19 protein-coding genes are annotated in these 21780 nt (G+C 66.2%); 6 read left to right on the top strand and 13 right to left on the bottom strand.

Going from position 1 to position 21780, the window contains the following annotated elements; translation table 11 throughout:
* Positions 1–174: 174 nt before the first annotated feature.
* From mce to NP825_RS07170, 4 genes are all read right to left on the bottom strand, one after another.
* Positions 175–615, bottom strand: coding sequence for a methylmalonyl-CoA epimerase (gene mce, locus NP825_RS07185; protein WP_257549880.1), 441 nt, complete (start codon positions 613–615; stop codon positions 175–177).
* Positions 612–968: a hypothetical protein gene (locus NP825_RS07180; RefSeq protein WP_257549878.1), complete on the bottom strand. Its 357-nt coding sequence runs from the start codon at positions 966–968 to the stop codon at positions 612–614. Before NP825_RS07180 ends, mce begins: the two co-directional genes overlap by 4 nt.
* A gap of 7 nt (positions 969–975) precedes the next feature.
* Positions 976–1725, bottom strand: coding sequence for a hypothetical protein (locus tag NP825_RS07175; protein WP_257549876.1), 750 nt, complete (start codon positions 1723–1725; stop codon positions 976–978).
* Positions 1726–1829: 104 nt separating this feature from the next.
* Positions 1830–3362: an acyl-CoA carboxylase subunit beta gene (locus tag NP825_RS07170; protein WP_257549874.1), complete on the bottom strand. Its 1533-nt coding sequence runs from the start codon at positions 3360–3362 to the stop codon at positions 1830–1832.
* Positions 3363–3611: 249 nt separating this feature from the next.
* Between NP825_RS07170 and NP825_RS07165 the strand changes: the two genes are divergently transcribed.
* Positions 3612–5021 carry a short-chain fatty acyl-CoA regulator family protein gene (locus tag NP825_RS07165; RefSeq protein ID WP_257549872.1) on the top strand — a complete coding sequence of 470 codons (1410 nt, stop codon included), beginning with the start codon at positions 3612–3614 and terminating at the stop codon, positions 5019–5021.
* A gap of 33 nt (positions 5022–5054) precedes the next feature.
* Here the strand turns inward: NP825_RS07165 and NP825_RS07160 are convergent, their stop codons facing one another.
* The 3 genes from NP825_RS07160 to pgi form a co-directional block, all read right to left on the bottom strand.
* Positions 5055–6071 (bottom strand): NAD-dependent epimerase/dehydratase family protein, encoded by a 1017-nt coding sequence (locus NP825_RS07160; protein WP_257549870.1) that lies wholly within the window; start codon positions 6069–6071, stop codon positions 5055–5057.
* Between the two features lie 151 nt (positions 6072–6222).
* Entirely contained in the window at positions 6223–7569 is a 1347-nt protein-coding gene (gene gor, locus NP825_RS07155; protein ID WP_257549868.1) for a glutathione-disulfide reductase, read from the bottom strand.
* 122 nt (positions 7570–7691) lie between these two features.
* Positions 7692–9197, bottom strand: coding sequence for a glucose-6-phosphate isomerase (gene pgi, locus NP825_RS07150; RefSeq protein WP_257549866.1), 1506 nt, complete (start codon positions 9195–9197; stop codon positions 7692–7694).
* A gap of 260 nt (positions 9198–9457) precedes the next feature.
* On the opposite strand from pgi, the gene lepB reads away from it, so the two are divergent.
* The 4 genes from lepB to NP825_RS07130 are packed head-to-tail and all read left to right on the top strand — an operon-like array spanning position 9458 to position 12270.
* Positions 9458–10351 (top strand): signal peptidase I, encoded by an 894-nt coding sequence (gene lepB, locus NP825_RS07145; protein WP_257549864.1) that lies wholly within the window; start codon positions 9458–9460, stop codon positions 10349–10351.
* Complete coding sequence (gene rnc, locus NP825_RS07140) at positions 10348–11031, top strand: ribonuclease III (protein WP_257549862.1); 684 nt, start codon at positions 10348–10350, stop codon at positions 11029–11031. Before lepB ends, rnc begins: the two co-directional genes overlap by 4 nt.
* On the top strand, positions 11028–11921 hold the full coding sequence (era, locus tag NP825_RS07135; protein ID WP_257549860.1) for a GTPase Era: 894 nt from the start codon (positions 11028–11030) through the stop codon (positions 11919–11921). The genes rnc and era overlap by 4 nt, the downstream gene beginning before the upstream one ends.
* A 10-nt stretch (positions 11922–11931) precedes the next feature.
* Entirely contained in the window at positions 11932–12270 is a 339-nt protein-coding gene (locus NP825_RS07130) for a hypothetical protein (RefSeq protein ID WP_257549858.1), read from the top strand.
* A gap of 138 nt (positions 12271–12408) precedes the next feature.
* Here the strand turns inward: NP825_RS07130 and NP825_RS07125 are convergent, their stop codons facing one another.
* The 6 genes from NP825_RS07125 to plsY all read right to left on the bottom strand — a co-directional run bounded on the left by NP825_RS07125 (position 12409) and on the right by plsY (position 20736).
* Complete coding sequence (locus NP825_RS07125) at positions 12409–13530, bottom strand: lipase family protein (protein ID WP_257549856.1); 1122 nt, start codon at positions 13528–13530, stop codon at positions 12409–12411.
* Positions 13531–13648: 118 nt separating this feature from the next.
* The gene (gene topA, locus NP825_RS07120) at positions 13649–16192 is read right to left on the bottom strand and encodes a type I DNA topoisomerase (protein WP_257549854.1); all 2544 of its coding nucleotides are present in this window, start codon (positions 16190–16192) and stop codon (positions 13649–13651) included.
* 97 nt (positions 16193–16289) lie between these two features.
* Entirely contained in the window at positions 16290–17282 is a 993-nt protein-coding gene (locus NP825_RS07115) for a hypothetical protein (RefSeq protein ID WP_257549852.1), read from the bottom strand.
* A gap of 115 nt (positions 17283–17397) precedes the next feature.
* Positions 17398–18939, bottom strand: a complete 1542-nt coding sequence (locus NP825_RS07110) for a vWA domain-containing protein (RefSeq protein WP_257549847.1) — start codon at positions 18937–18939, stop codon at positions 17398–17400.
* A 115-nt stretch (positions 18940–19054) separates the two neighbouring features.
* Positions 19055–20140, bottom strand: a complete 1086-nt coding sequence (dprA, locus tag NP825_RS07105) for a DNA-processing protein DprA (RefSeq protein ID WP_257549845.1) — start codon at positions 20138–20140, stop codon at positions 19055–19057.
* Positions 20137–20736: a glycerol-3-phosphate 1-O-acyltransferase PlsY gene (gene plsY / locus NP825_RS07100; RefSeq protein ID WP_257549843.1), complete on the bottom strand. Its 600-nt coding sequence runs from the start codon at positions 20734–20736 to the stop codon at positions 20137–20139. Before plsY ends, dprA begins: the two co-directional genes overlap by 4 nt.
* Positions 20737–20892: 156 nt before the next feature.
* On the opposite strand from plsY, the gene murI reads away from it, so the two are divergent.
* Positions 20893–21699: a glutamate racemase gene (murI, locus tag NP825_RS07095; protein ID WP_257549841.1), complete on the top strand. Its 807-nt coding sequence runs from the start codon at positions 20893–20895 to the stop codon at positions 21697–21699.
* The last annotated feature ends 81 nt before the right edge of the window (positions 21700–21780 follow it).

The raw sequence follows: 21780 nt of genomic DNA, 5'->3' as shown, positions 1-21780 counted from the left end.
TTCCCCTCTCCCCTTGCGGGAGAGGGATGCGAAGACTTGCCAGCTTGCTGGCTAGTCGTAGCTGGGAGAGGGGTCGCGAGCCGCAGGCTCGCCAACCAACCCCTCTCCAAGTTCCGGTAGGGGACAAGTCCCCAACCTCCACTTTCCTCCCCCGCAAGGGGGAGGAACGAAAACTCAGTGCGCCTCCTTCGGCGTCTCCATGATCTCGGTCAGCACCCCGCCCATGTCGCGCGGATGGACGAAGAAGATCAGCGTCCCATGCGCCCCGATCCGCGGTTCGCCCAGCACGCGCTTTCCTTGCCCCTCGAACTCCGCCTTGGCGGCATGGATGTCGGGCACTTCATAGCACATATGATGCTGCCCCCCCGCCGGGTTCTTTTCGAGAAAGCCCGCTATCGACGTGTTGCCCGGCAGCGGCTCGACCAGTTCGATCTGGGTCCCGTTCAGCGCGCCATCGGCGCCCGGCGTGTCGACGAAGCACACTTTGACGCCCTGATCGGGCAGATCGAACGGCTCGTGAATCTTCGTCGCGCCCATTACGTCGCGGTAAAAGACGATGCTGTCGGCGATCGATGGCGTTGCAATGCCGATATGGTTGAGGCGGCCCAGTTTCACGGCTTCCAATCCTTCACTTCCTGTCTGATCGACACGATCAGCTTGTCATAAACCGAGTTCATGAACTCGCGTCCTTCCCTTGGCGTATCGAACCCCACTTCGACTCCCAACCCTTCGTTGATTGCCGGACGCGGGTCGGCATCGCTTCCTTCGGCGGCATTCCAATTCCACCATTGGCGCGCGAGCAATTGGCGCTGTTCCAGACCATGCTCGGAAATGGCCAAATCGACGGCGGCTTCGGACGTTCCACTATCATCTGGCCAATCCCGATGCGGATAGGCCGCAAGAAATTGATACAGATCGGGCCACCGCTCCTGCGCATCGATACGGCGTTGTCGCGTGGCCCGTCCCATATCCGCCTCAGCACCCCGGAACCTGGTCCTTCCCGACCAGCGCATATTTGCCGTCCCTCAGCACATATTGCTGCTTGAACGACCGCGTGCCGGTGTAGGCGACGGTAAAGCTCTTGTCGGGAACCGCGGCGACGATCTGCCCGTCATAGCTCTGTTCGGTCTGACCGATCCCGGCGCCCGAACTCATCGAATCGGTGAAACCGCCGCGATCGACGGGGCCGTCGGGGGTCAGTTCGGTAACGACCGCCGAGCCGATCGCGCAGCCCTGCCACACGCCGCCGCCTTCGGTGACCAGATAGGGATTGCGGCCGAGCAGGCTGGTAAAGACCCAGCTCGTCGCGCCATTCCCCACGGTGCCGACCGCGCCGACGTCGATCCATTCGCCCTGCTTCACCCAGCCCGTCGGGCTCGATTTCAGATAATGGATCGCGTTGAGGCCGCCCTCACTATGTCCCGCCTCGTCGAGCCCGCCGACGCTCAGCAGCACGCCGGTATTATCTTCGAGCAGATGGAGCGCAACGGGACGGAAATGATAGGTGCGATCGTCGATCATCCGCTCGGCCTCCGCCTTGGCGCCTTTCGGAAGCGCGAAGGCAGCGCGGAACGCGGCGTCGATCGTTGTGTCCTCGTCATCGCCGAGTACGACCGGAAACGCTTCCTTTGTCGCCCCGACCGGCGTGTCGGGATCGAACGCCGATGCGGCGGGCGCGGCCAGCAGGGCCGGAGCCATCAGAAGAGCGAGAAAGGCGTTACGCATTTTCAAACCTCATTGGAAAATCAAGACCATCGCGGCAGCCTAGCCGCTTGCTGCTCTTGCCTCCAGCCCGGCGCATCGGATGTGCCGGTCGTCACATGACCGCGTCAAAGCGGAATATTGTCGTGCTTCTTCCACGGATTCTCCAACTGCTTGTTCCGCAGCTTCCTTAGCCCCAGCGCTATCCGCCGCCGCGTCGAGTGCGGGTAGATCACCTCGTCGATATAGCCGCGCTGCGCCGCGACGAACGGGTTGGCGAAACGGTCTTCATATTCCTTGGTGCGCTCGGCGATCTTTTCGGGGTCGCCGATGTCGCTGCGGAAGATGATCTCCACCGCGCCCTTCGCGCCCATCACCGCGATCTCGGCGGTCGGCCAGGCATAGTTCAGATCGCCGCGCAGATGCTTCGACGCCATCACGTCATAGGCGCCGCCATAGGCCTTGCGCGTGATCACCGTAATCTTGGGCACCGTCGCCTCGGCATAGGCGAAGAGCAGCTTTGCTCCATGCTTGATGATGCCGTTATATTCCTGCGCGGTGCCGGGCAGGAAGCCCGGGACGTCGACGAAGGTGATGATCGGAATCTCGAACGCGTCGCAGAAGCGCACGAAGCGCGCCGCCTTCTTCGACGAATTGATGTCGAGCACGCCCGCAAGCACCAGCGGCTGGTTGGCGACAATGCCCACCGTGCGCCCCTCGATGCGGCCGAAACCGCAGATGATGTTGCCCGCATGCGCCGGCTGCACCTCGAAGAAATCGCCCTCGTCGACCGTCTTCCTGATCAGCTCGTGCATGTCATAGGGCTGGTTCGCGTTCGGCGGGATCAGCGTGTCGAGGCTCTTTTCCTCGCGGTCATAGGGATCACTGGTCGGGCGGGCCGGGACGCCGCTGCGGTTGTTCTCGGGCAGATAATCGAAGAAATCGCGCGCCGCGAGCAGCGCCTCGATATCGTTCTCGAACGCCAGATCGGCGACCGAGCTTTTCGTCGTGTGGGTGATCGCGCCGCCGAGTTCCTCCTGCGTCACCACCTCGTTGGTCACCGTCTTCACGACGTCGGGGCCGGTGACGAACATATAGCTCGAATCCTTCACCATGAAGATGAAGTCGGTCATCGCGGGCGAATAGACCGCGCCGCCCGCGCACGGCCCCATGATCAGGCTGATCTGCGGCACGACGCCGCTCGCGAGCACGTTGCGCTGGAACACGTCGGCATAGCCGCCGAGCGACGCGACGCCCTCCTGGATGCGCGCGCCGCCGCTGTCGTTCAGACCGATCACCGGCGCGCCGACCAGCATCGCCTTTTCCATCACCTTGCAGATCTTCTCGGCATGACGCTTCGACAGCGAGCCGCCGAAGACAGTGAAATCCTGACTGAAGACATAGACGAGGCGGCCGTTGATCGTCCCCGATCCGGTGACGACGCCGTCGCCCGGAATTTTCTGATCCTGCATCCCGAAATCGACGCAATCATGCTCGACATAGGTGTCGAGTTCCTCGAACGAGCCATGATCGAGCAACACGTCGAGCCGCTCGCGCGCGGTCAGCTTGCCTTTGGCATGCTGCGCGTCGATGCGCTTTTGTCCGCCCCCAAGGGCGGCGGCGGCGCGGCGGGCTTCCATTTCGGCGATATTGGCGGACATGCGGCTCTCCAACAGATATTCGACCGTCGCCTGCCCGCATTATGCCGCCGATGCAAATGTGAATTTGCAAAGTTGCAAAGTACAAGTTTGCAAATTAATAGCTCTCTCCCCTTGCGGGAGAGAAAGGCTTGGCTTGGCGACTTGTCGCCTAGCAAGTCTTGAGAGGGCGCTCCCCCTCTCCAACTCCGGCTAGGCGGCTTCGCCGCCAAGCCTCCATATCCTCTCCCGCAAGGGGAGAGGAGAAGGTTTTTGATCCGCCAACGCATCTTTGCCGGAAGCCGCTTGCGCCAGCTTCGCCACGACCGCGGCATCCGCCAGGCCGATTTCGCCGCGACGCTCGGCATCTCGACTTCCTATCTCAGCCAGATCGAACATGACGACCGCCCGCTGACCCCGGCGCTGCTCGACCGCTTGCAAAAGCTTTTCCCCCTCGAATGGGAGGAGGTGGCCGCCGACGCCGGCGACCGCCGCGTCGGGGCGCTGCGCGAGGCGGCGGCCGATCCGCTGTTCGCGGCATCGCCGCTGGCGCCCGAGCAGCTCGAACGCGCGGCGCTGCAGCAGCCGCATCTTGCCGACCAGTTCGTCGCGCTCCACGCCGCCTACCGCCGCGCGGGACAGCGGCTCCAGATCATTGACGAAGCGCTGACCGGCGGCACCGCCGAGGGGAGCCGCCTGCCGTGGGAGGAAGTGCGCGACTGGTTCCACGATGCGGGCAATTATGTCGACAGCATCGACCGCGCTGCGGAAACATTGGCGCTCGGCCTGCGCGGCGGTGCGCCCTCCCCCGCGATCGAGACGATCGAGCGGCGGCTGCGCGATGCCCTCGGCATCTCGATCGTCTATAATCAGGCGCAGGCCCTGCGCGACTATGACGCGACGATGCGCCACCTCGTCATCGATCCGTCGCAGCCGCCCGAAAGCCGCCGCTTCCAGCTCGCGCACCAGCTTGCCGCGCTCGCGCTCGCGGGCGAGATCGCGGCGGTGGTCGAGGCATCGCCGCTGCGCACGGCGGCGGCGCGCCAGCTCCTGCATGTCGGGCTCGCCAACTATGCCGCCGGCGCAGTGCTGATGCCCTATGGCCCGTTCCGCGCCAGCGCCCGTGCGGTGCGTCACGACATCGACCGGCTGCGCCTCGATTATGGCGTCAGCTTCGAGCAGGCATGCCACCGCCTCTCGACCCTCCAGCGCCCCGGCGCGCGCGGCATCCCGATGTTCTTCTGCCGCGTCGACATGGCGGGCAACATCACCAAGCGCCACAGCGCGACGCGCCTGCAATTCGCGCGCTTCGGCGGCGCCTGCCCCTTGTGGGTCGTCCACGAGGCGGCGGCGATTCCCGACCGCATCCTGTTCCAGCTTGCCGAAACGCCCGACGGCCTGCGCTATGTCTCGATGGCGAAGGGGCTGGTGAAACCGTCAGGCAGTTACGCGCGGAGCCCGCGCCGCTATGCCGTCGCCTTGGGGTGCGAGGCGCAATATGCGGGCGATTTCGTCTATGCCGACGGGGTCGATGTCGCCGCACCGCAGGCCGCGGCGCGCATCGGCCTGTCGTGCCGCATCTGCCCGCGCGACGACTGCGACCAGCGCGCCTTCCCGCCCAGCGACCGCCCGATCCTGGTGGACCCGGACCGGCGCGGGGTGGTGCCGTATAGGATCGGGTAGCTTCTTCTATCCGCCCATAATCGGGACGGGAATCTATGGCTTCACAATCCCCCGCTCGATCAGGCTGTGTGCGGTCGCAAGGATTGCTTCTTCGGGCGGGCGCATCGTCCAGCCGAGCGTTTCCATCGCATGGCGGCTGTCGCCGCCGCGAACATTGCCGAGTTCGGCGACGAGTTGTTTCAGTTCGGGCCTCACCAGCGCAAACAGCTTGAGCAGCCAGTCGGGCATCTTGCGCGTCGGCACCTTCTTCGCCTGCTCTCCCAGGTTCGCGGTGAGGATGTTCGCGACGTCGATCATCTTCAGGAACGGACCCGAGCAGACATAACGCTCGTCGCGGAGGCCGAGCGCGGTCAACGCGCGATAGTGGAGATCGGCGACGTCGCGCACGTCGATGATGCCGAAACCGATGTCGGGACACATCGGCACCTTGCCTTCCAAAAGCTGTTTCACCAGCTCGATCGAGGTCGACAGATCGTCCGACAGCAGCGGCCCGAACACCGCAGCGGGATTGACCGAGGCGAATTCCATGCCGCCGCCTTCGGCCGCCACCCAGTCACGCGCGGCGCGCTCGGCGACGGTCTTCGAGCGCGGATAGGGCATGACGCCGGGGTTATCGAGGTTGGTCCAGTCGGCTTCGGTATAGATGCCGCCGCCGTCGCCATGACCATAAGCGATCGCCGCCATCGAGGAGGTGAGGACGAACCGCGTCACCCCCGCCGCCTTGGCGAAGCGCAGCGCGCGGAGCGCCCCCTCGCGCGCGGGCACGATCAGTTCGTCAGGGTGCTTCGGCACCCCGAGCGGAAAGGGCGACGCGACATGCGCGACATGGCTGCACCCCGCCATCGCCTCGGCCCAGCCGGCGTCCTGTTCGAGGTCGGCGGCGAAAAAGCGGAGCCTGTCGTCGGGGACGTTCAGCCACCCTCGCACTTCGCCTTCGCGCTTCAGGCTGCGGACGGTGGTGTGAACCGTCCAGCCGTTCCCGATCAACTGCCGGATCAGGAAGCCTGCGATATAGCCGCTGCCGCCGGTGACCAGTGCCGTGCCTGCCATCTGTCCGCTCCCCTGCAATGGGAGCAGCATAGCAGATGGATCGCTCACCCACACGCTCCATTCGTCATCCCGGCGAAGGCCGGAATCTCCCCCTTGCGGAACGACGCGACGACGAGATCCCGGCCTTCGCCGGGATGACGTACCGGTGGCTTTACTTCATCAGCACCAGTTCCTCGGCCATGCTCGGATGCAGCGCGACGGTGGCGTCGAAATCGGCCTTGGTCAGGCCCGCCTTCACCGCGACCGCCGCCGCCTGCAAAATCTCGGGCGCGTCGGGGCCGATCATGTGGAGGCCGACGACCTGATCGGTCGCTTCATTGACCACCATCTTGTAGAGCGCGCGCTCGTTGCGGCCAGCGAGGACATTCTTCATCGCGCGGAAATCGCTGGTGTAGATGCGCACCGAACCCAGTTCATTGCGCGCCTGCGCTTCGGTCATGCCGACCGCGCCGATCGGCGGGTGGCTGAACACCGCGCTCGGCACGTTCGCATAATCGACGCGCGTCGGCTTGCCGCCGAAGACCGAGTCCGCAAAAGCCTGTCCCTCACGGATCGCTACCGGGGTAAGCTGGATGCGATTGGTGACGTCGCCGACGGCATAGACGCTCGGCACCGACGACTGGTTCGCCTCGTCGACCTTGATCGCGCCTTGCGCGTCGAGCGCGACGCCGATCTCTTCGAGCCCGAGGCCCTTGGTGTTCGGCACGCGCCCGGTCGCCACCAGCACCGCATCGGCCTCGATCGGCTCGCAATTGTCGAGGTGAACGGTCAGCGAGCCGTCCTCATTCTTCTCGATCGACCGGAACGGCGCGTTGAACTTGAAATCGATGCCCTTGGTCATCGAAATCTGGAGCAGGCGGTCACGGATCTGCGCGTCATAGCCGCGCAGGATGGTGTCGCCGCGATTGACGATCGTCACCTTGCTGCCAAACTCGTTGAAGATGCCCGCGAACTCGTTGGCGATATAGCCGCCACCCGCGATCACGATCCGCTTCGGCAGGGTGTCGAGGTGAAAGACCTCGTTCGAGGTGATCGCATGCTCGCTACCCGGAAATTCGGGAACGTGCGGCCAGCCGCCGGTCGCGATCAGGATATGTTCGGCGGTCACTTCCTGCCCGTCGGCGAGCCGCACCTTCTGCGGCCCGATCACGGTCGCGCGCGTGCGGAACAGCGTCACCTTGTGGTTGTCGAGCGTCTGGCCATAGAGGCCTTCGAGCCGGTCGACCTCGGCGAGCACATTGTCGCGCAGCACCCGCCAGTCGAATTTACAGTCGGACACGTCCCAACCGAACTTGCGCGCGTCGTGGATGTCCTCGGCGAAATGCGCGCCATAGACGAGCAGCTTCTTGGGGACGCAGCCGCGGATGACGCACGTGCCGCCAACCCGATACTCCTCCGCCACCGCGACACGCGCGCCGTGCGACGCCGCGACGCGCGAGGCCCGGACGCCGCCCGATCCGGCGCCGATGACGAAGAGATCATAGTCGAAATCGCTCATGGATTACCCCTGACATGGACAGGCCGCTATTCGCGGAGGCCGTCTATGTGGTTACGCGGCGGCAGCTTGCCAATCGAATTTTGCGTTCAGCGTCATCGCCCATAAATAGGGACTGTCCCTATTTATTCCCCCAGCGCGGCCTGCATCAGCGCCTGCGTCGCGGGGTCGAATTCCACCGTTCCCTCGGCAAGCCCCTTCGCCATTTCCTTGCCCAGCTCGACGCCGAACTGGTCGAACGGATTGATGCCGAGCAGCACGGCATTGGCGAAGACGCGATGTTCGTAGAAGGCGATCAGCGCTCCCAGGCTGCGTGGGCTGATCTGGTCGAGCAGGATCGTTGCCGACGGACGGTTGCCCGGATAATGGCGTGCGCCGTCCTCGCTCGCGCGGCCCGTCATCAAGGCCGCACCCTGCGCGATGCAATTGGCGACGAGCGTTTCATGATGCGCATCGTCGAGCAGGTGATCGGGTTCGCGCGCGACCACGAACTCGACCGGCGTCAGGTGCGTGCCCTGATGGAGCAATTGGAACACCGCGTGCTGCGCGTCGGTGCCGACCCCGCCCCAGGTGATCGCGGCGCTCTGGCGGCCGAGCGCCGCGCCGCCCAGCGTCACCGACTTGCCGTTCGATTCCATTTCAAGCTGTTGCAGATAGGCGGGCAGCAGCCGCAGTCTTTCGTCATAAGCGAAGACGGCGCGCGTCTGACAGCCGAGCCGGTTCGCATAAAGCTGATCGGCGAAAGCCGCGAGCAAACAGATATTGTCGGCGCCCTCCGCGAGCCGGAAGTGCCGGTCCATTTCGGCTGCACCTTCGAGCAGGTCGGCGAAGGCATCCCAGCCTAGCGCAAGCGCCGCGGGGAAACCGATCGACGACCAGAGCGAATAGCGCCCACCGACCGTCTCGCTGAACGGCAGGATGCGCGTCTCATCGATCCCCCATTCCATCGCCTTGTCGGGATGGGCGGTGAGCGCGATGAACCGGCCGAGCGGATCGTCGACGCCCGCCTCGTCCAGCCATTGCAGCGCCGAATTGGCGTTGAGCAATGTCTCGGTCGTGGTGAAGGTCTTCGAGGCCACAGCGACGAGCGTGTACTGGGGGTCGAACTTCGCGAAGGCTTCGGCCAGCGCCGCGCCGTCGACGTTGGAGACGACCGCGACGTCATAGCGCCCGCTGTGCCGCCCCAGTGCATCGACGAGCAGGTCGGGGCCCAGCGCCGAACCGCCGATGCCGATATGGAGCAGGTGGCGAATCTCGCCGAAAGCGCCCGCCTCGATCGCGTCGATCATCATCCGCATCCGCTGGTGCAGCGCCTGCGCGACATGGACGGATTCAGGCGCGCCTTCGCCGCGCTCGGCGCTATGTTCGGCGGCGCGATCCTCGGTCGGGTTGGCGATGCCGCCCGAAAACAGCGTCTTGCGGCGGCCCGCGAAATCCTGCGCCTCGGCCAGACCGGCGAGGATCGCAACCGCGCGATCGTCGAGGTGAGTCTTGGCGAAGTCGAAACGGATGTCGGCGACACTCCGCACGAGCCCCTGCAAACGCGCCTCGGGATCGGCGGCCACGAGGTCGGAGAGGGGCTGCGGCTGCCAGTCGGCGAGCGCTTGCCACGCTTCGGATGGGGTGGTCATTTGATATTCCTTTGATTTCCGTTCGGCCTGAAGGCGCGCCATCATCTTCGATTAAAACACATATGTGTCCCCGCGAAGGCGGGGATCCATCTCCGGTCGGTTCCATTTTGCACCGACCGGAGATGGATCCCCGCCTTCGCGGGAGCACGCGGCTTTTTCAATCAAAGTCGATCATCCTTTAGGCCCGCCGCGGTCCCCACGCCAGCGCCATCCGCCGATATTCGCTTGACGTGCAGACCTATTCGTCGCCAATGCGCGGCATGACCGACGCCAGCTTTACCGCCGATAATTCGCCCGCGACCGACCCCAGCCCGGCCAAGCCCGAACCCGCGCCCCTCTCGGCCAAGGAAGAGGCGGTCGACACGATCCGCTTTCTTGCGCTGCTCGCGGTCGCGGTGCTGATTTTCCGCAGCTTTTTCCTGTCACCCTTCAACATTCCGTCGGAATCGATGCAGCCGCGCCTGCTCATCGGCGACTATCTGCTCGTGAACAAGATGGCCTATGGCTATTCGAAGTACAGCCTGCCGTTTAGCGTACCGTTGATTCCGGGCCGCATTTTCGCGCGCACGCCCGATCGCGGCGACGTCGTCGTGTTCAAGGCGCCGCCGGTCAACGACAATGATTATATCAAGCGCGTGATCGGGCTTCCCGGCGACACGGTCCAGGTCCGCGACGGTATCGTGTGGCTGAACGGCAAGCCGCTGAAGCGTGAGCCGATGGCCGATTTCGTCATCCCGGTGACGCAGAACATGATCGACGCATCGCGCACCACCGGCACCCTGCCCTGCTATGCCCCGCAGTTCGAGGAAGTGACCGCGGCGGGTCAGCGCGAGTGCCGCTACAAGCAGTTCCGCGAAACGCTGCCCAGCGGCAAAAGCTATGCGATCCTCGACATCACCACGATCGCGCAGGACAACACGCCGCTCGTCACCGTGCCCGAGGACCATTTGTTCCTGATGGGCGACAATCGCGACCGCAGTGCCGACAGCCGCTTTCCGGCGGAGGAGAATGGCGGCATCGGCCTGGTTCCCGAAAAGAACCTCGTCGGCCACGCCCTCGTCGGCATGTTCTCGACCGATGGATCGGCAAGCTGGTTCAATCCGATCAGCTGGTTCACCGCGGCGCGCTGGAGCCGGATCGGGGACGGCTTTTGAGCGAACGACCGTCCGCAAAGACGATCGCGGCCCTGACCGGCGCCGACCCCCGCGACCTCACGCTCTATCATGAGGCGCTGACTCACGGCAGCAGCGGCGCGGGCGACTATCAGCGGCTCGAATTCCTCGGCGACCGCGTGCTCGGGCTGGTGATCGCATCCGAACTCTTCCACCGCTTCCCGAAAGCGGCCGAGGGCGAACTGTCGTCGCGGCTCCACGCGCTCGCGTCGGGGGAGACCTGCGCGGCGATCGCACAGCGTCTCGAGCTCAATGCGCATGTTCATTTCGGTAGCCAGGCGATCGGCGACGGCGGGCGGCACAGCGACAATATCGCCGCCGATGTTCTGGAGGCATTGCTTGGCGCGATCTGGCTCGATCTGGGCGAGGACGCCGCGCGGGCTTTCATCGTCGCCAAATGGGGCGACATGATCGACGGCCAGGTCGCCGCGCCCAAACATCCCAAGGCGGCGCTTCAGGAATGGGCGCTCGCCCGCAAGCGCAAGCCCCCCGAATATCGCCTCGTCCGCCGCGAAGGCCCCGACCATGCGCCGCGCTTCCGCGTCGCGGTCGCGGTCGGCAAGCTCGCCGAGGCGGAGGGCGAAGGCGCGTCGAAGCAGGCAGCCGAAAAGGCGGCCGCGACCGCGCTGCTCGAACGATTGACACAGGAAGAAGCGAAATGACCCAGCGCTGCGGTTTCGTGGCCGTCGTCGGCGCGCCCAACGCGGGCAAGTCGACGCTCGTCAACGCGCTCGTCGGCCAGAAGGTCGCGATCGTCAGCCCCAAGGCACAGACGACGCGCACCCGGCTGATGGGCGTCGCCATGGCGGACGACGCACAGATCGTCCTGATCGACACGCCGGGCATCTTCGCGCCGACGCGCCGCCTCGACCGCGCGATGGTCGCCGCCGCGTGGGGGAGCCTTGAGGAAGCCGAGGCGATCCTTGTCATGGTCGACGCCGCGGCGAAGCTCACGGGGCGCGTCGAGCGGGTGCTGGAAGGCGTCGCCAATCGGCCCGAAAAGAAGTTCCTTGTCCTCAACAAGGTCGACCTGACCCGCAAGGACAAGCTGCTCACCATCGCGGCCGAGCTCAACGCGCGGCTGGCGTTCGACGAGACCTTCTTCATCGCCGCGAGCAGCGGCGATGGTGTGCCTGAACTCAAGGCGCATCTCGCCGCGCTGATGCCCGAAGGGCCGTGGCATTTCCCCGAGGACGAGGTCAGCGACGCGCCCGAACGGATGCTCGCGGCGGAGATCACCCGCGAGCAGCTTTACCGCCAGCTTCACGAGGAACTTCCCTATCAGTCGACGGTCGAGACCGAGCTGTTCAAGACGCGCCCCGACGGCAGTGCCGAAATCCACCAGCAGATATTCGTCGCGCGCGACAACCAGCGCGCGATCGTGCTTGGCAAGGGCGGCAGCCGGATCAAGGAAATCGGCGCCCGCGCGCGCGCCGAGCTGACCGAACTGATGGGTCGCAAGGTCCACCTGTTCCTGCACGTGAAGGTCAAGGAAAACTGGGACGAGGATCGCGGCGTCTATCGCGACATGGGCCTCGACTGGGTCGATTGAGGGAAGCAATATGGCGCACGATCCGTTCAACACCCCTGCCGACCGCCTGCGCGGCGTCCTCAAATATTGGATGTGGTATCTGGCGATCGCCGCGGTGCTGATCGTCCTTACCGAACGCAATCTGATCGCGCGCGAAAACAAGGATCATCTGGTGAGCGGCGAGGTCGAGCGCATCGACACCGCGAACGGCAAGCCGCGCGCGACCGTGCGCCTTGGCGAAGCGCAGGAAGCCGTGGTTGTGCTGCCGAACGGCACGCCCTGCCACCCCGGCTCGAAAATCCGCCTCGTCCGCCACGACAATGTCAGCGAGCACAGCTTCCGTCCCGCCGATCCGCCCTGCGCGGGTTGAGCGGATCGCCCGCAAGTGAATAAGCCCCGTGCTCCCGCGAAGGCGGGAGCCCATCTCCGATCGGTTCAAGATGGCACCGGCAGGAGATGGGTCCCCGCCTTCGCGGGGACACACAATCTTTACGAACGGTTCATTACCTTAAATCCGCCGGCAATCGTCCGGCGGCGCTTGTCCTGCAAAGCGGGCGTCGATCCAGTCGAGGGTCTCGTCGGTCCGCGGGCCGCGCGCACCGTCGATGTGACTGCCCCCCGGAATCTCGATCCAGCGGACGGCGGTGCGGCGCTTGCACACGGCCTTCGCGAAAGCGCGCGTCACCGCCGGCGCGACCAGCGTGTCCTTGCTTCCCTGCGAGATCAGCAGCGGCCCCGGAACGCGTACCGGGTCGACGCTGTTCGCGCGCATCGCCCTGGCGAACGGCTCCATCCGGGTCACATCTTTCTTCTGGACCGCCTGTCGCACCGCCAACATGCCGAGGATCGTACCGAGTTTCGGCTTATTATCGACATCGATACAGTTGTTTTCGGCAAGGCGGTGGATGACGCCCTGCGTCGCCTTATTAGTGAAACCGTCGAGCGAATAGCCGAAGCGTTCGGACCAGCTATGCAGCGTGAAGGCGAGCAGCAGGGCACGCGCATTGGGGTCGCTCGCCTGCCGCATATTGGCGGCAAGGTCGGTCGGCGGAACGGCGGCCGCGGTGCCGATCAGCGTCAGGTCGGGAGCATAGCCGCGCGCCAAAATCGCGGTCCACAGCGCGGCATGACCGCCCTGCGATTCGCCCCACACCGCGAAGCGGGTGCCCGCAGCCGCGCCCGGAATCGCGCGCGCCGCGCGCACCGCGTCGAGCACCGAATGGGCGGTATCGGCGCCGACCAGATAGGGATGCGGCATCGCGCTGCCGAGCCCCGGATAGTCGGGGGCCGCAACGACATAGCCGCGCCGCGCCATCGCCTCGACCATCGGGTTCGAGGCAAAGAAAGCGGGATTGTTCGACGGCGCGCATTTCTGCGCCACCCCCGAGGTGCCGTGCGCCCAGGCGATAACGCGGCGCGGCTGCGCGGGCGCCGCCTCGCGCGGTGCGACAATCATGCCGGTTACCTCCTGCCGCTGGCCGTCCTGGTTCGCGGTCCAGTAGCGAACCCGCCACGCCTGCGTGCCGGGCGGCGTCTCGACGACGGGATCTGCGGAAACGAGCGTCCCGACCTGCTGCGCGGCGGCGGGAACTGAAAGAAGGGCGAGCGACAAGGCAAGCAGATGACGCATCGAAATACCTCCCGGTGCGTCACCCTAACATACCAAGATATAATCGTCATCCCGGCGAAGGCCGGGATCTCGGCGCGGCATTGTGACGCGCCGAGATCCCGGCCTTCGCCGGGATGACCTATTCCTTCTTTGCCGCCGCCTTCTTCTTCGTCGGCGCCTTCTTCGCGGCAGCCTTCTTCTTCGGCGCCGCCTTCTTCTTGCCCTTCGCCGGCCCCTTCGCCGCGCGCGCGTCGATCAGCGCGATCGCTTCCTCTTCGGTCAGCGCGTCGGGTTCGATCGTTTTGGGCAACGTCGCGTTGGTCGTGCCGTCGGTCACATAACGGCCGAAGCGCCCGGCCATCAGCTTTATCTCGCCGCCGCTCGTCGGGTGCGCGCCGAAGGTCTTCAGCGGTTCGACCTTGGCGCGACCACGCCCTCCACCGTTCGCGGCCTCGGCGATGCGGACGACTGCGGCGTTCATCCCGATGTCGAAGATTTCGGCGGTGCCGGTCAGCTTTCCATATTTGCCGTCGTGCAGCAGATAGGGGCCATAGCGCCCCAGCCCCGCGAGGATCGGCTTGCCGCTTTCGGGATGGACCCCGACCTCGCGCGGCAGGCTGAGCAGCCGCAGCGCATAATCGAGATCGAAATCCTCGGTCGGGATGTCCTTGGGGATCGACGAACGCTTCGCCTCCTTGCCCTCGCCGAGTTGGATATAGGGGCCGAAGCGGCCGCTGCGCTTCGTCACTTCCAGCCCGCTTTCGGGGTCGGTGCCCATCGCTTCCGGCCCGGTGTCGGCCTCGCCATTGCCGCCGGGCTGCGCGAATTTGCGCGTATATTTGCATTCGGGATAATTGCTGCACGCGATGAACGGCCCGAACTTGCCGCCGCGCAGTGCGAGCCGCCCGGTGCCGCAATTGGGGCACAGGCGCGGGTCGCTGCCGTCGCCCTTGTCGGGGAAGAGATAGGGGCCGAGGAACTCGTCGAGCGCCGCGGTGATCTCCGACGGCTTCTGCTCCATCACCTCCCCGGTACGCGGCTTGAAGTCGCGCCAGAAGCTCTCGAGCACCGCCTGCCATTGCGCACGGCCGCCCGACACATCGTCGAGTTCCTCCTCGAGCCCCGCGGTGAAATCATATTCGACATAGCGATTGAAGAAGCGCTCGAGGAACGCCGTCAGCAGCCGCCCACTTTCCTCGGGAAGAAAGCGGTTCTTCTCGACGCGCACATAGGCGCGATCCTTGAGCACCTGAAGGATCGAGGCATAGGTCGACGGGCGCCCGATGCCGAGCTCCTCCATCTTCTTGACGAGGCTCGCTTCCGAATAGCGCGGCGGCGGCTGGGTTTCGTGGCTCTCGACCTCGACGCCGGTCTTCGCAGGTGCATCGCCCTTGCCCATCGCGGGAAGCAGGCGCGCATCCTCATCCTCAGCGTCGTCGCGGCCTTCATCATAGAGCGCGAGGAAGCCGGGGAATTTCACCACCTGCCCCGTCGCGCGCAGCACCGTCTTGCCGGTGCCGTCCGACAGGTCGACGCTGGTGCGTTCGAGCCGCGCCGACGCCATCTGGCTCGCCAGCGCGCGCTTCCAGATCAGTTCGTAAAGGCGCGCATGATCGCCGCCGCCGACCTTGTCCTTGCCGAAATCGGTCGGACGGATCGCTTCGTGCGCTTCCTGCGCATTCTTCGCCTTGGTCTGATATTGCCGCGGCTGGTCGGGGACATAGCCGCCGTCGTAGCGATCGGCGATCGCACGACGCGCGGCGCTGATCGCGCTGCCATCCATCTGGACGCCGTCGGTTCGCATATAGGTGATCGCGCCGTCCTCATAGAGGTCCTGTGCGACACGCATCGTGTGGCTAGCCGAGAAGCCGAGCTTGCGCGCGGCTTCCTGTTGCAGGGTCGAGGTGGTGAAGGGCGGCGGCGGGTTGCGGGTCAGCGGCTTGGTCTCGACCGCGTCGACGGTGAAATGGCCTGCCTTGACGTCGGCTTCGGCGGCGCGCGCGTCCGCCTCGGTGCCGATCGACAGCCGCTCGATCTTGTCGCCGCGCCAGCGCGCGAGGCGCGCCTTGAAGGGCGTACCGCTCATCTCGAACAGTCCGGTCACCGACCAATATTGCTGCGCAACAAAAGCCTCGATCTCGCGCTCGCGCTCGACGATCATGCGCAGCGTCACCGACTGGACGCGGCCCGCCGATTTCGCACCGGGCAGCTTGCGCCAGAGTACCGGCGACAAGGTGAAGCCGACGAGATAGTCGAGCGCGCGGCGCGCGCGATAGGCGTCGATCAGATCGTCATCGAGCGCGCGCGGATGCGCCATCGCGTCGGTTACCGCCTGCTTGGTGATTGCGTTGAAGGTCACGCGGTCGACGGTTTGCGGCAGCGCCTTCTTGCTGCGCAGCAATTCCTGCACATGCCAGCTGATCGCCTCGCCCTCGCGATCGGGGTCGGTCGCGAGGATCAGACGGTCGGCCTGCTTCGCCGCGTCCTGAATATCCTTCAGCCGCTTCGCCTTGTCGGGATAAAGCTGCCACTGCATCGCAAAGCCGTCGTCGGGGTCGACCGAGCCGTCCTTGGGCGGCAGGTCGCGAACATGGCCATAGCTTGCCAGCACCTTGAAATCACGGCCGAGATACTTCTCGATCGTCTTCGCCTTGGCGGGCGATTCCACAATCACCAATTGCATTGAAAATTCGTTCCCCGATTACTCTCACGTACACGCGCGAGGGTGGCGGGCGCTCCGGCCCTCCGTCAAGCGGATTTAGGGAGCGCCCGCGCCGGGGTCAACGGAGAGCGCTCAGCCGCCCGAGCAGCATCTCGCTCGCAAGGCTCGCGGCCTTCGCGGCACCCTCCTCATAATTGCCGGGCTTGGCGGTGAAGGCGAACTTGCGCGTCTTGCCGAAACGGAGGCCGCCAAAGCCCATCGCCGCGGCGACGCCGCCCGCGACGTTCGCGCCCGACTGCAGCGCCTTGTCGGTGCCGCTCGACGCGTCGCTCTTTTCGACGAATTCGCCTTCGACCGCGACCGGCGCCTTGACGGTGATCACCGCCTGCTTGCCGCTCGGCGCGATCAGCGTCATGCGCGAATAGTCGGCGCTCACCGACAGCGCGCTGTTGACCTGCAGCCCGCCGAAGCTGAACGCGCCGGGGCGCTTCTGCTGCGAAAAATCGATCAGATAGACGACGTCGATCACCCCGACCCCCGCATCCTTGGCATAGGTGGACAGCGCATAGCTCGCCTGGCCTGCGGCCATGTTGATCCCCATGCTGCTCATTCCCGAACCAAGGAAATCGCCCGGCACCATCAGCAGCGACGGCAGCGCGGTCGGCTTGAAATAGGTCGCCTTTCCCTTGCTGCCCTTTTCGAGCGCGATGTTGATGTCGAGCGGCACGTCCTGCGACTTGGTCTTGGCGAGCGCCGCATGGCCGAACAGGTCGGCAGCGGGCTGCACCGCATAGCCGCCCGCGGTTAGTTGCGACACGAAATCGGCATAGGCGGCGTCGGTGATCGCCTGCATCATTTCGGGCGTCACGCCGACCAGTTCGCTCTTGGCCTTGGTCGTGCCACCGAACGCGCCCATCAGGCCACCCGACGCTGCGGTCTGGTCGATCGATTCGAAGATGAAGCCGACGTTGAAGGCGCCGATGGCGACGCTGGTGACGCCCTTCGCGTTCGCCGGGCCCGATATCTTGACCGGCTCCCGGTCCTTGGCGAAGGTGATGGCGGGCTGGGCCAGCAGCGCCAGCGCGGCGGCGGCCGACAGCAATTTTTTCATGGGTCATATCCTCCGACCCCTCCCCCTGTCAGCCGACCCTACCGACCGAAGCGAGAGGTTAATCGAAGCAACCCACGGCCCCCGCATCGGTCAGATGCGGGGGCGAGTCAATTCCCTACCGGTTCTGCCACCGGAAATCAGCGGGCAGGATGCATTTGCCCGCGTCATATTTGCCGACGCTGCGGATGATCTCATTATCGTTCGGCTCGATGCGGCGACCGCTGATCTGGCTGTCGATCACCCGGCGGACAAGCGCGTCGAGGCGGGTGACGAGGTAGCAGTCGATCGCCGGCGGCGCGTGCGGATTGCCGACGCCGCTGTCGTCGGTCAGGAACAGGTAGCGCGACTGGGTCGCCGCCGCCATCGCTCGCATCGCATATTCGGCCTTGTCGGCGACGCCCGACGCGGCGACCGGGGTGATGTGGATGCGTTTCGCGCGCGCCGCTTCGGCCGCCGCCCATGTCTGCCCGAACAGTTCGTCGTGCGGCGGCGCGTCGGCGACGAGCAGCAGCGATTTCACCGCGTCGGGGCGCCAGTCCTGCCCGACCGCGCGGATCATCGCCTGATCCATCGCCTCCGGATAGTCGCCGCCGCCGTTCGCGTCCTGCTGCGCGAGCACGCCCTGCGCGCGTCCGATGTCGCGGTCGAAAGCGACGGTGCGCGTGACATAATCGTCGCCGAGGTCGCGGTAGAAGACGAAGCCGACGCGAATGTCGAGATCGCGGTGCTTGGCGGTGATCGATGAAATGATCGAGCGCAGTTCGGACTGGAGGTATCGGATCTCGTCACCCATGCTGCCCGTGGTGTCGATCACGAGCATCAGGTCGAGCTTCGTCGCTTTCACCGCCGTCTGGTTCGCGGTCAGCCCGACCGTCTGGCCGCCCGGCGCCTCGGCGACGAGCACGGGCCGCGCATCGGCGATGGTGCGCCCCGCCTGCTTCGCCGACACGGTGATCCGTTCGCTCAACCGGTCGAGGCCCGGAAAGAAGACCGCGCTACCGTCGGCCTGCGTCGCCATGGTGATGCTGTTGCCATCGCTGCACGTCACGACGACATCGGCAAAGGGGATCGGCTGGCCGCTGCGGTCGTTCACCTTGACGGTGACGACGCGCATCGTGTCGACGCGCGGCAGGTCGCGCACCTCCTGCCCCAGATCGCCGCTGCGGTTCACATAGGCGGCATAGAGTTCGGGATTGAGCAGATCGTCATGCTCGCCCGCGGTGAGGATGCCCGATTGCGGCTGCGGGCGCGGATAGGGCCCCGGCATCGGCGGCGGATAGGGGCCGGGGCGCACGACCGAGCGCTCGCTCGCGCCGACCGCCGATCCGCTGACCGCGATTTCGGACGCCGCATCCGCAGGCGCCGCCATCACGGGTGGTGGAGGTGGCGCAGGAGGCGGCGGAGGGGGTGGCGGAGGCGGCGCATCAATCTCCACCTCGGCGCGGTCCGGTTCGGCGCTTCGCGTCACATAGCGCCTGTCGTCCTGCTGCTGGCGCGGCGCCGCTTCCGGGCCGAGGCGAGGCAGTGGGGCGGCGTTGCGGCAGAAGCTCTGTTGGCCATCGGCGACTCGCGCCTGCGCGATCGCCACCGGCAGCGGCGCGGGCGCCGCGGCCAGCATCGCGATCATCGTCACACCCGTCAAATATCGGCTTCGCATCGTCTATCTCCCCGGCATGAGATACAATATCATCAACCTGTCGGCGCACCGCTGAACGGTGGCTGAACCAGGACGAGTCGTTATATTACCGGGACTTGACGGGCAGTGCGGGCGATCACAGCAGCGAAATTCGCGCGCCCGCGTGCCGCTCGATCCGCCCCGCGAGCTCGAGTTCGAGCAGGACGAGCTGCACCGCGGCGGCGGGGCGGCCCGACTGCCGGACGAGTTCGTCGACCGCCACCGGCGTCGGGCCGAGCAGACCCGCCACCGCGTCGCGATCGCCGTCGCCCATGGGTTCGGCCGCGACCGCCGGAACGAAATCGCGACGCGGCTCACGCGCCATCCGCGTGTCGATCGGGCCGACCGCCTCCAGCACGTCGTCGACAGTCTGGATCAATGTCGCGCCTTCGCGGATCAGCAGGTTGCAGCCCTGCGCGCGCGGGTCGAGCGGCGAGCCTGGCACCGCCATCACTTCGCGCCCAAAATCGGCCGCGCGGCGCGCAGTGATCAGCGACCCCGATTTCGGCGCCGCCTCGATCACCACCGTGCCGTGCGCGAGCCCGGCGATGATGCGGTTGCGTGTGGGGAAGTGCCGCGCGAGCGGCTCGGTGCCCGGCGGCTGTTCGGCGATCAGCAGATGGTCACTGGCGATCTTTTCCTGCAAGGCCGCATTCTCGGGCGGAAAGGCGATGTCGATCCCGCTCGCGATCACCCCCGCCGTCGCGCCGCCGAGTGCGCCGACATGCGCCGCCGTATCGACTCCGCGCGCCAGCCCGCTGACTACGGTAACGCCGCGGCCTGCAAGGTCGGCAGCGAGTTGCCGCGCGAAACGGCAGGCGACCGCCGAGGCGTTGCGCGCGCCGACGATCGCAACGCATGGGCGCGCGAGCATCGCGGCGTCGCCGCGCACGATCAGCACCGGCGGCGCGCCCTCGACCGCGCGCAGCAATGGCGAATAATCGGCATCGTCGATGAAGAGATGTCGCGCCCCGAGGTCTGCGACGCGCGCGCATTCGCGTGCCGCTGCTTCGGCCGATGCAATCCGCAGCTTCGCGCGGCCGCCGCGCAGCGCCAGATCGGGTAGCGCGTCGAGCGCCGCTTCGCCCGAACCGAAACGCTGCATGAGCTGGCGCCAGCTCACCGGTCCGATATTCGGCGTGCGGATCAGGCGCAGGCGCGCGATCCGCTCGGCGTGGGTCACGCGTCTTTCTTTCCACCGATCCGCGGTTCGGTGCCCGCCCGCAACCGCGCGATATTCTCGCGGTGCCGCCACAGCACCACGACCGCGAGCGCGGCAAGCCCGACCGCATAGGTCCGCTGCCCCAGCGCGAGCGCAGCGATCGGCGCCGCGACCGCCCCCGCCATCCCGCCGAGCGACGAGATGCGGCTGAGCAGCGCCGTGCCCAGCCAGACGAGCGCGAAGATCACTCCGATCGGCCAGGCGAGCGCCAGCGACAGGCCGAGCAGGGTCGCGACCCCCTTGCCGCCGCGGAATGTCAGCCAGACCGGATAGCAATGCCCGATCATCGCCGCCGCACCCGCGATCATCGCGGCGTCGGCGCCGAGCCCGGGCACGAAATGCCGCGCGAGCAGCACCGCGACCGCGCCCTTCGCGCCGTCGAGGATCAGCGTCGCCGCGGCCAGCCCCTTGCGCCCGGTGCGCAGCACGTTGGTCGCGCCGATATTGCCCGACCCGATCTGCCGGAGGTCGCCCGCGCCGAACAGTCGCGTCAGGATGACGCCGAACGGGATCGACCCGAGCAGATAGCCCCCGAGCGCCAGCAAAACTATCGTCATGAAACCCCCTGCTCCGTTCGGGCACAATGTGGCGATGTTGGGCGATGCAATCAACGGATTCGAGACGGATGATCGCCAGAATGGACGAATGCCCCCTCGTCGCCTCGGCGACGAGCACGGATTGAGCCCCGACGCGCCACCTGCTAACCGGCGCGAATGACCGCCCCCTCCGCCAACGCCCCCATCCTCTTTTTCGATAGCGGCCTCGGCGGCCTCACCGTCCTCGGCCCGACGCGCGCACTGCTGCCGACCGCGCCGATCGTCTATGCCGCCGACTATGCCGGCCTGCCCTATGGCGAAAAAAGCGACGCAGAACTCGCGGCGCGCGTTCCCGCGCTGCTCGGGCGGCTCGTCGAGCGCTATCAGCCGCGGCTCGCGGTGATCGCCTGCAATACCGCCTCGACGATCGCCCTCGCGCACGTCCGCGCCGCGCTCGACCTGCCGATCGTCGGCACCGTCCCCGCGATCAAGCCTGCCGCCGAAATGACACAAAGCGGCGTGATCGGCGTCCTCGGCACCGAGGCGACGGTGCGCCAGCCCTATGTCGACGACCTCAGTGCGAAATTCGCGAGCGACAAGATCGTACTCCGCCACGGCAGCCCCGCGCTCGTCGCCGCGGCCGAAAACAAGCTGAACGGGCGCGAGGTCAATGCGGCCGCCGCCGAACGCGCCATCGCAGGACTGCGCCGCCAGCCCGGTGGCGACGCCATGGACGTGATCGTCCTCGCTTGCACCCATTTCCCATTGCTGGCGGCCGAATTGCAGGCCGCGGCGGGGCCGGACGTCCGGCTGATCGACGGCTCCGCGGGCATCGCGCGGCGTATCGCGCACCTCACCCAAGGCCAGCCATGGCCCGCCGAAGCCGCGCCCGGCGTCGCGGTCTTTACGCGCAGCGACACCAACCCGCCGCCGCCGATCGCCGCGCTCGCCCCCTATGGCATCGGCCGCATTGAGACAATTTGACCTATCTGCTGCGAATCGTTCGCACTGGCTTTCGCGGTTTTTCGGCGGTATTGCGTCCCCCACTGCGTCGCCGGAGGGAGC

This window comes from Sphingopyxis sp. DBS4 (assembly GCF_024628865.1).
Taxonomy (GTDB): Bacteria; Pseudomonadota; Alphaproteobacteria; order Sphingomonadales; family Sphingomonadaceae; genus Sphingopyxis.
Note: the sequence above shows the minus strand (reverse complement) of the source record. Positions and strands in the feature narration are given on the sequence as shown.

Bases quoted from the DNA above. Each gene is read 5' to 3' on its own strand.
- NP825_RS07115 (WP_257549852.1), bottom strand. From the start codon at position 17,282: ATGAAAAAATTGCTGTCGGCCGCCGCCGCGCTGGCGCTGCTGGCCCAG.
- NP825_RS07180 (WP_257549878.1), bottom strand. From the start codon at position 968: ATGGGACGGGCCACGCGACAACGCCGTATCGATGCGCAGGAGCGGTGG.
- pgi (WP_257549866.1), bottom strand. From the start codon at position 9,197: ATGACCACCCCATCCGAAGCGTGGCAAGCGCTCGCCGACTGGCAGCCG.
- plsY (WP_257549843.1), bottom strand. From the start codon at position 20,736: ATGACGATAGTTTTGCTGGCGCTCGGGGGCTATCTGCTCGGGTCGATC.
- topA (WP_257549854.1), bottom strand. From the start codon at position 16,192: ATGCAATTGGTGATTGTGGAATCGCCCGCCAAGGCGAAGACGATCGAG.
- era (WP_257549860.1), top strand. From the start codon at position 11,028: ATGACCCAGCGCTGCGGTTTCGTGGCCGTCGTCGGCGCGCCCAACGCG.
- NP825_RS07110 (WP_257549847.1), bottom strand. From the start codon at position 18,939: ATGCGAAGCCGATATTTGACGGGTGTGACGATGATCGCGATGCTGGCC.
- NP825_RS07175 (WP_257549876.1), bottom strand. From the start codon at position 1,725: ATGCGTAACGCCTTTCTCGCTCTTCTGATGGCTCCGGCCCTGCTGGCC.
- lepB (WP_257549864.1), top strand. From the start codon at position 9,458: ATGACCGACGCCAGCTTTACCGCCGATAATTCGCCCGCGACCGACCCC.
- NP825_RS07130 (WP_257549858.1), top strand. From the start codon at position 11,932: ATGGCGCACGATCCGTTCAACACCCCTGCCGACCGCCTGCGCGGCGTC.
- NP825_RS07170 (WP_257549874.1), bottom strand. From the start codon at position 3,362: ATGTCCGCCAATATCGCCGAAATGGAAGCCCGCCGCGCCGCCGCCGCC.
- murI (WP_257549841.1), top strand. From the start codon at position 20,893: ATGACCGCCCCCTCCGCCAACGCCCCCATCCTCTTTTTCGATAGCGGC.
- NP825_RS07125 (WP_257549856.1), bottom strand. From the start codon at position 13,530: ATGCGTCATCTGCTTGCCTTGTCGCTCGCCCTTCTTTCAGTTCCCGCC.
- NP825_RS07160 (WP_257549870.1), bottom strand. From the start codon at position 6,071: ATGGCAGGCACGGCACTGGTCACCGGCGGCAGCGGCTATATCGCAGGC.
- gor (WP_257549868.1), bottom strand. From the start codon at position 7,569: ATGAGCGATTTCGACTATGATCTCTTCGTCATCGGCGCCGGATCGGGC.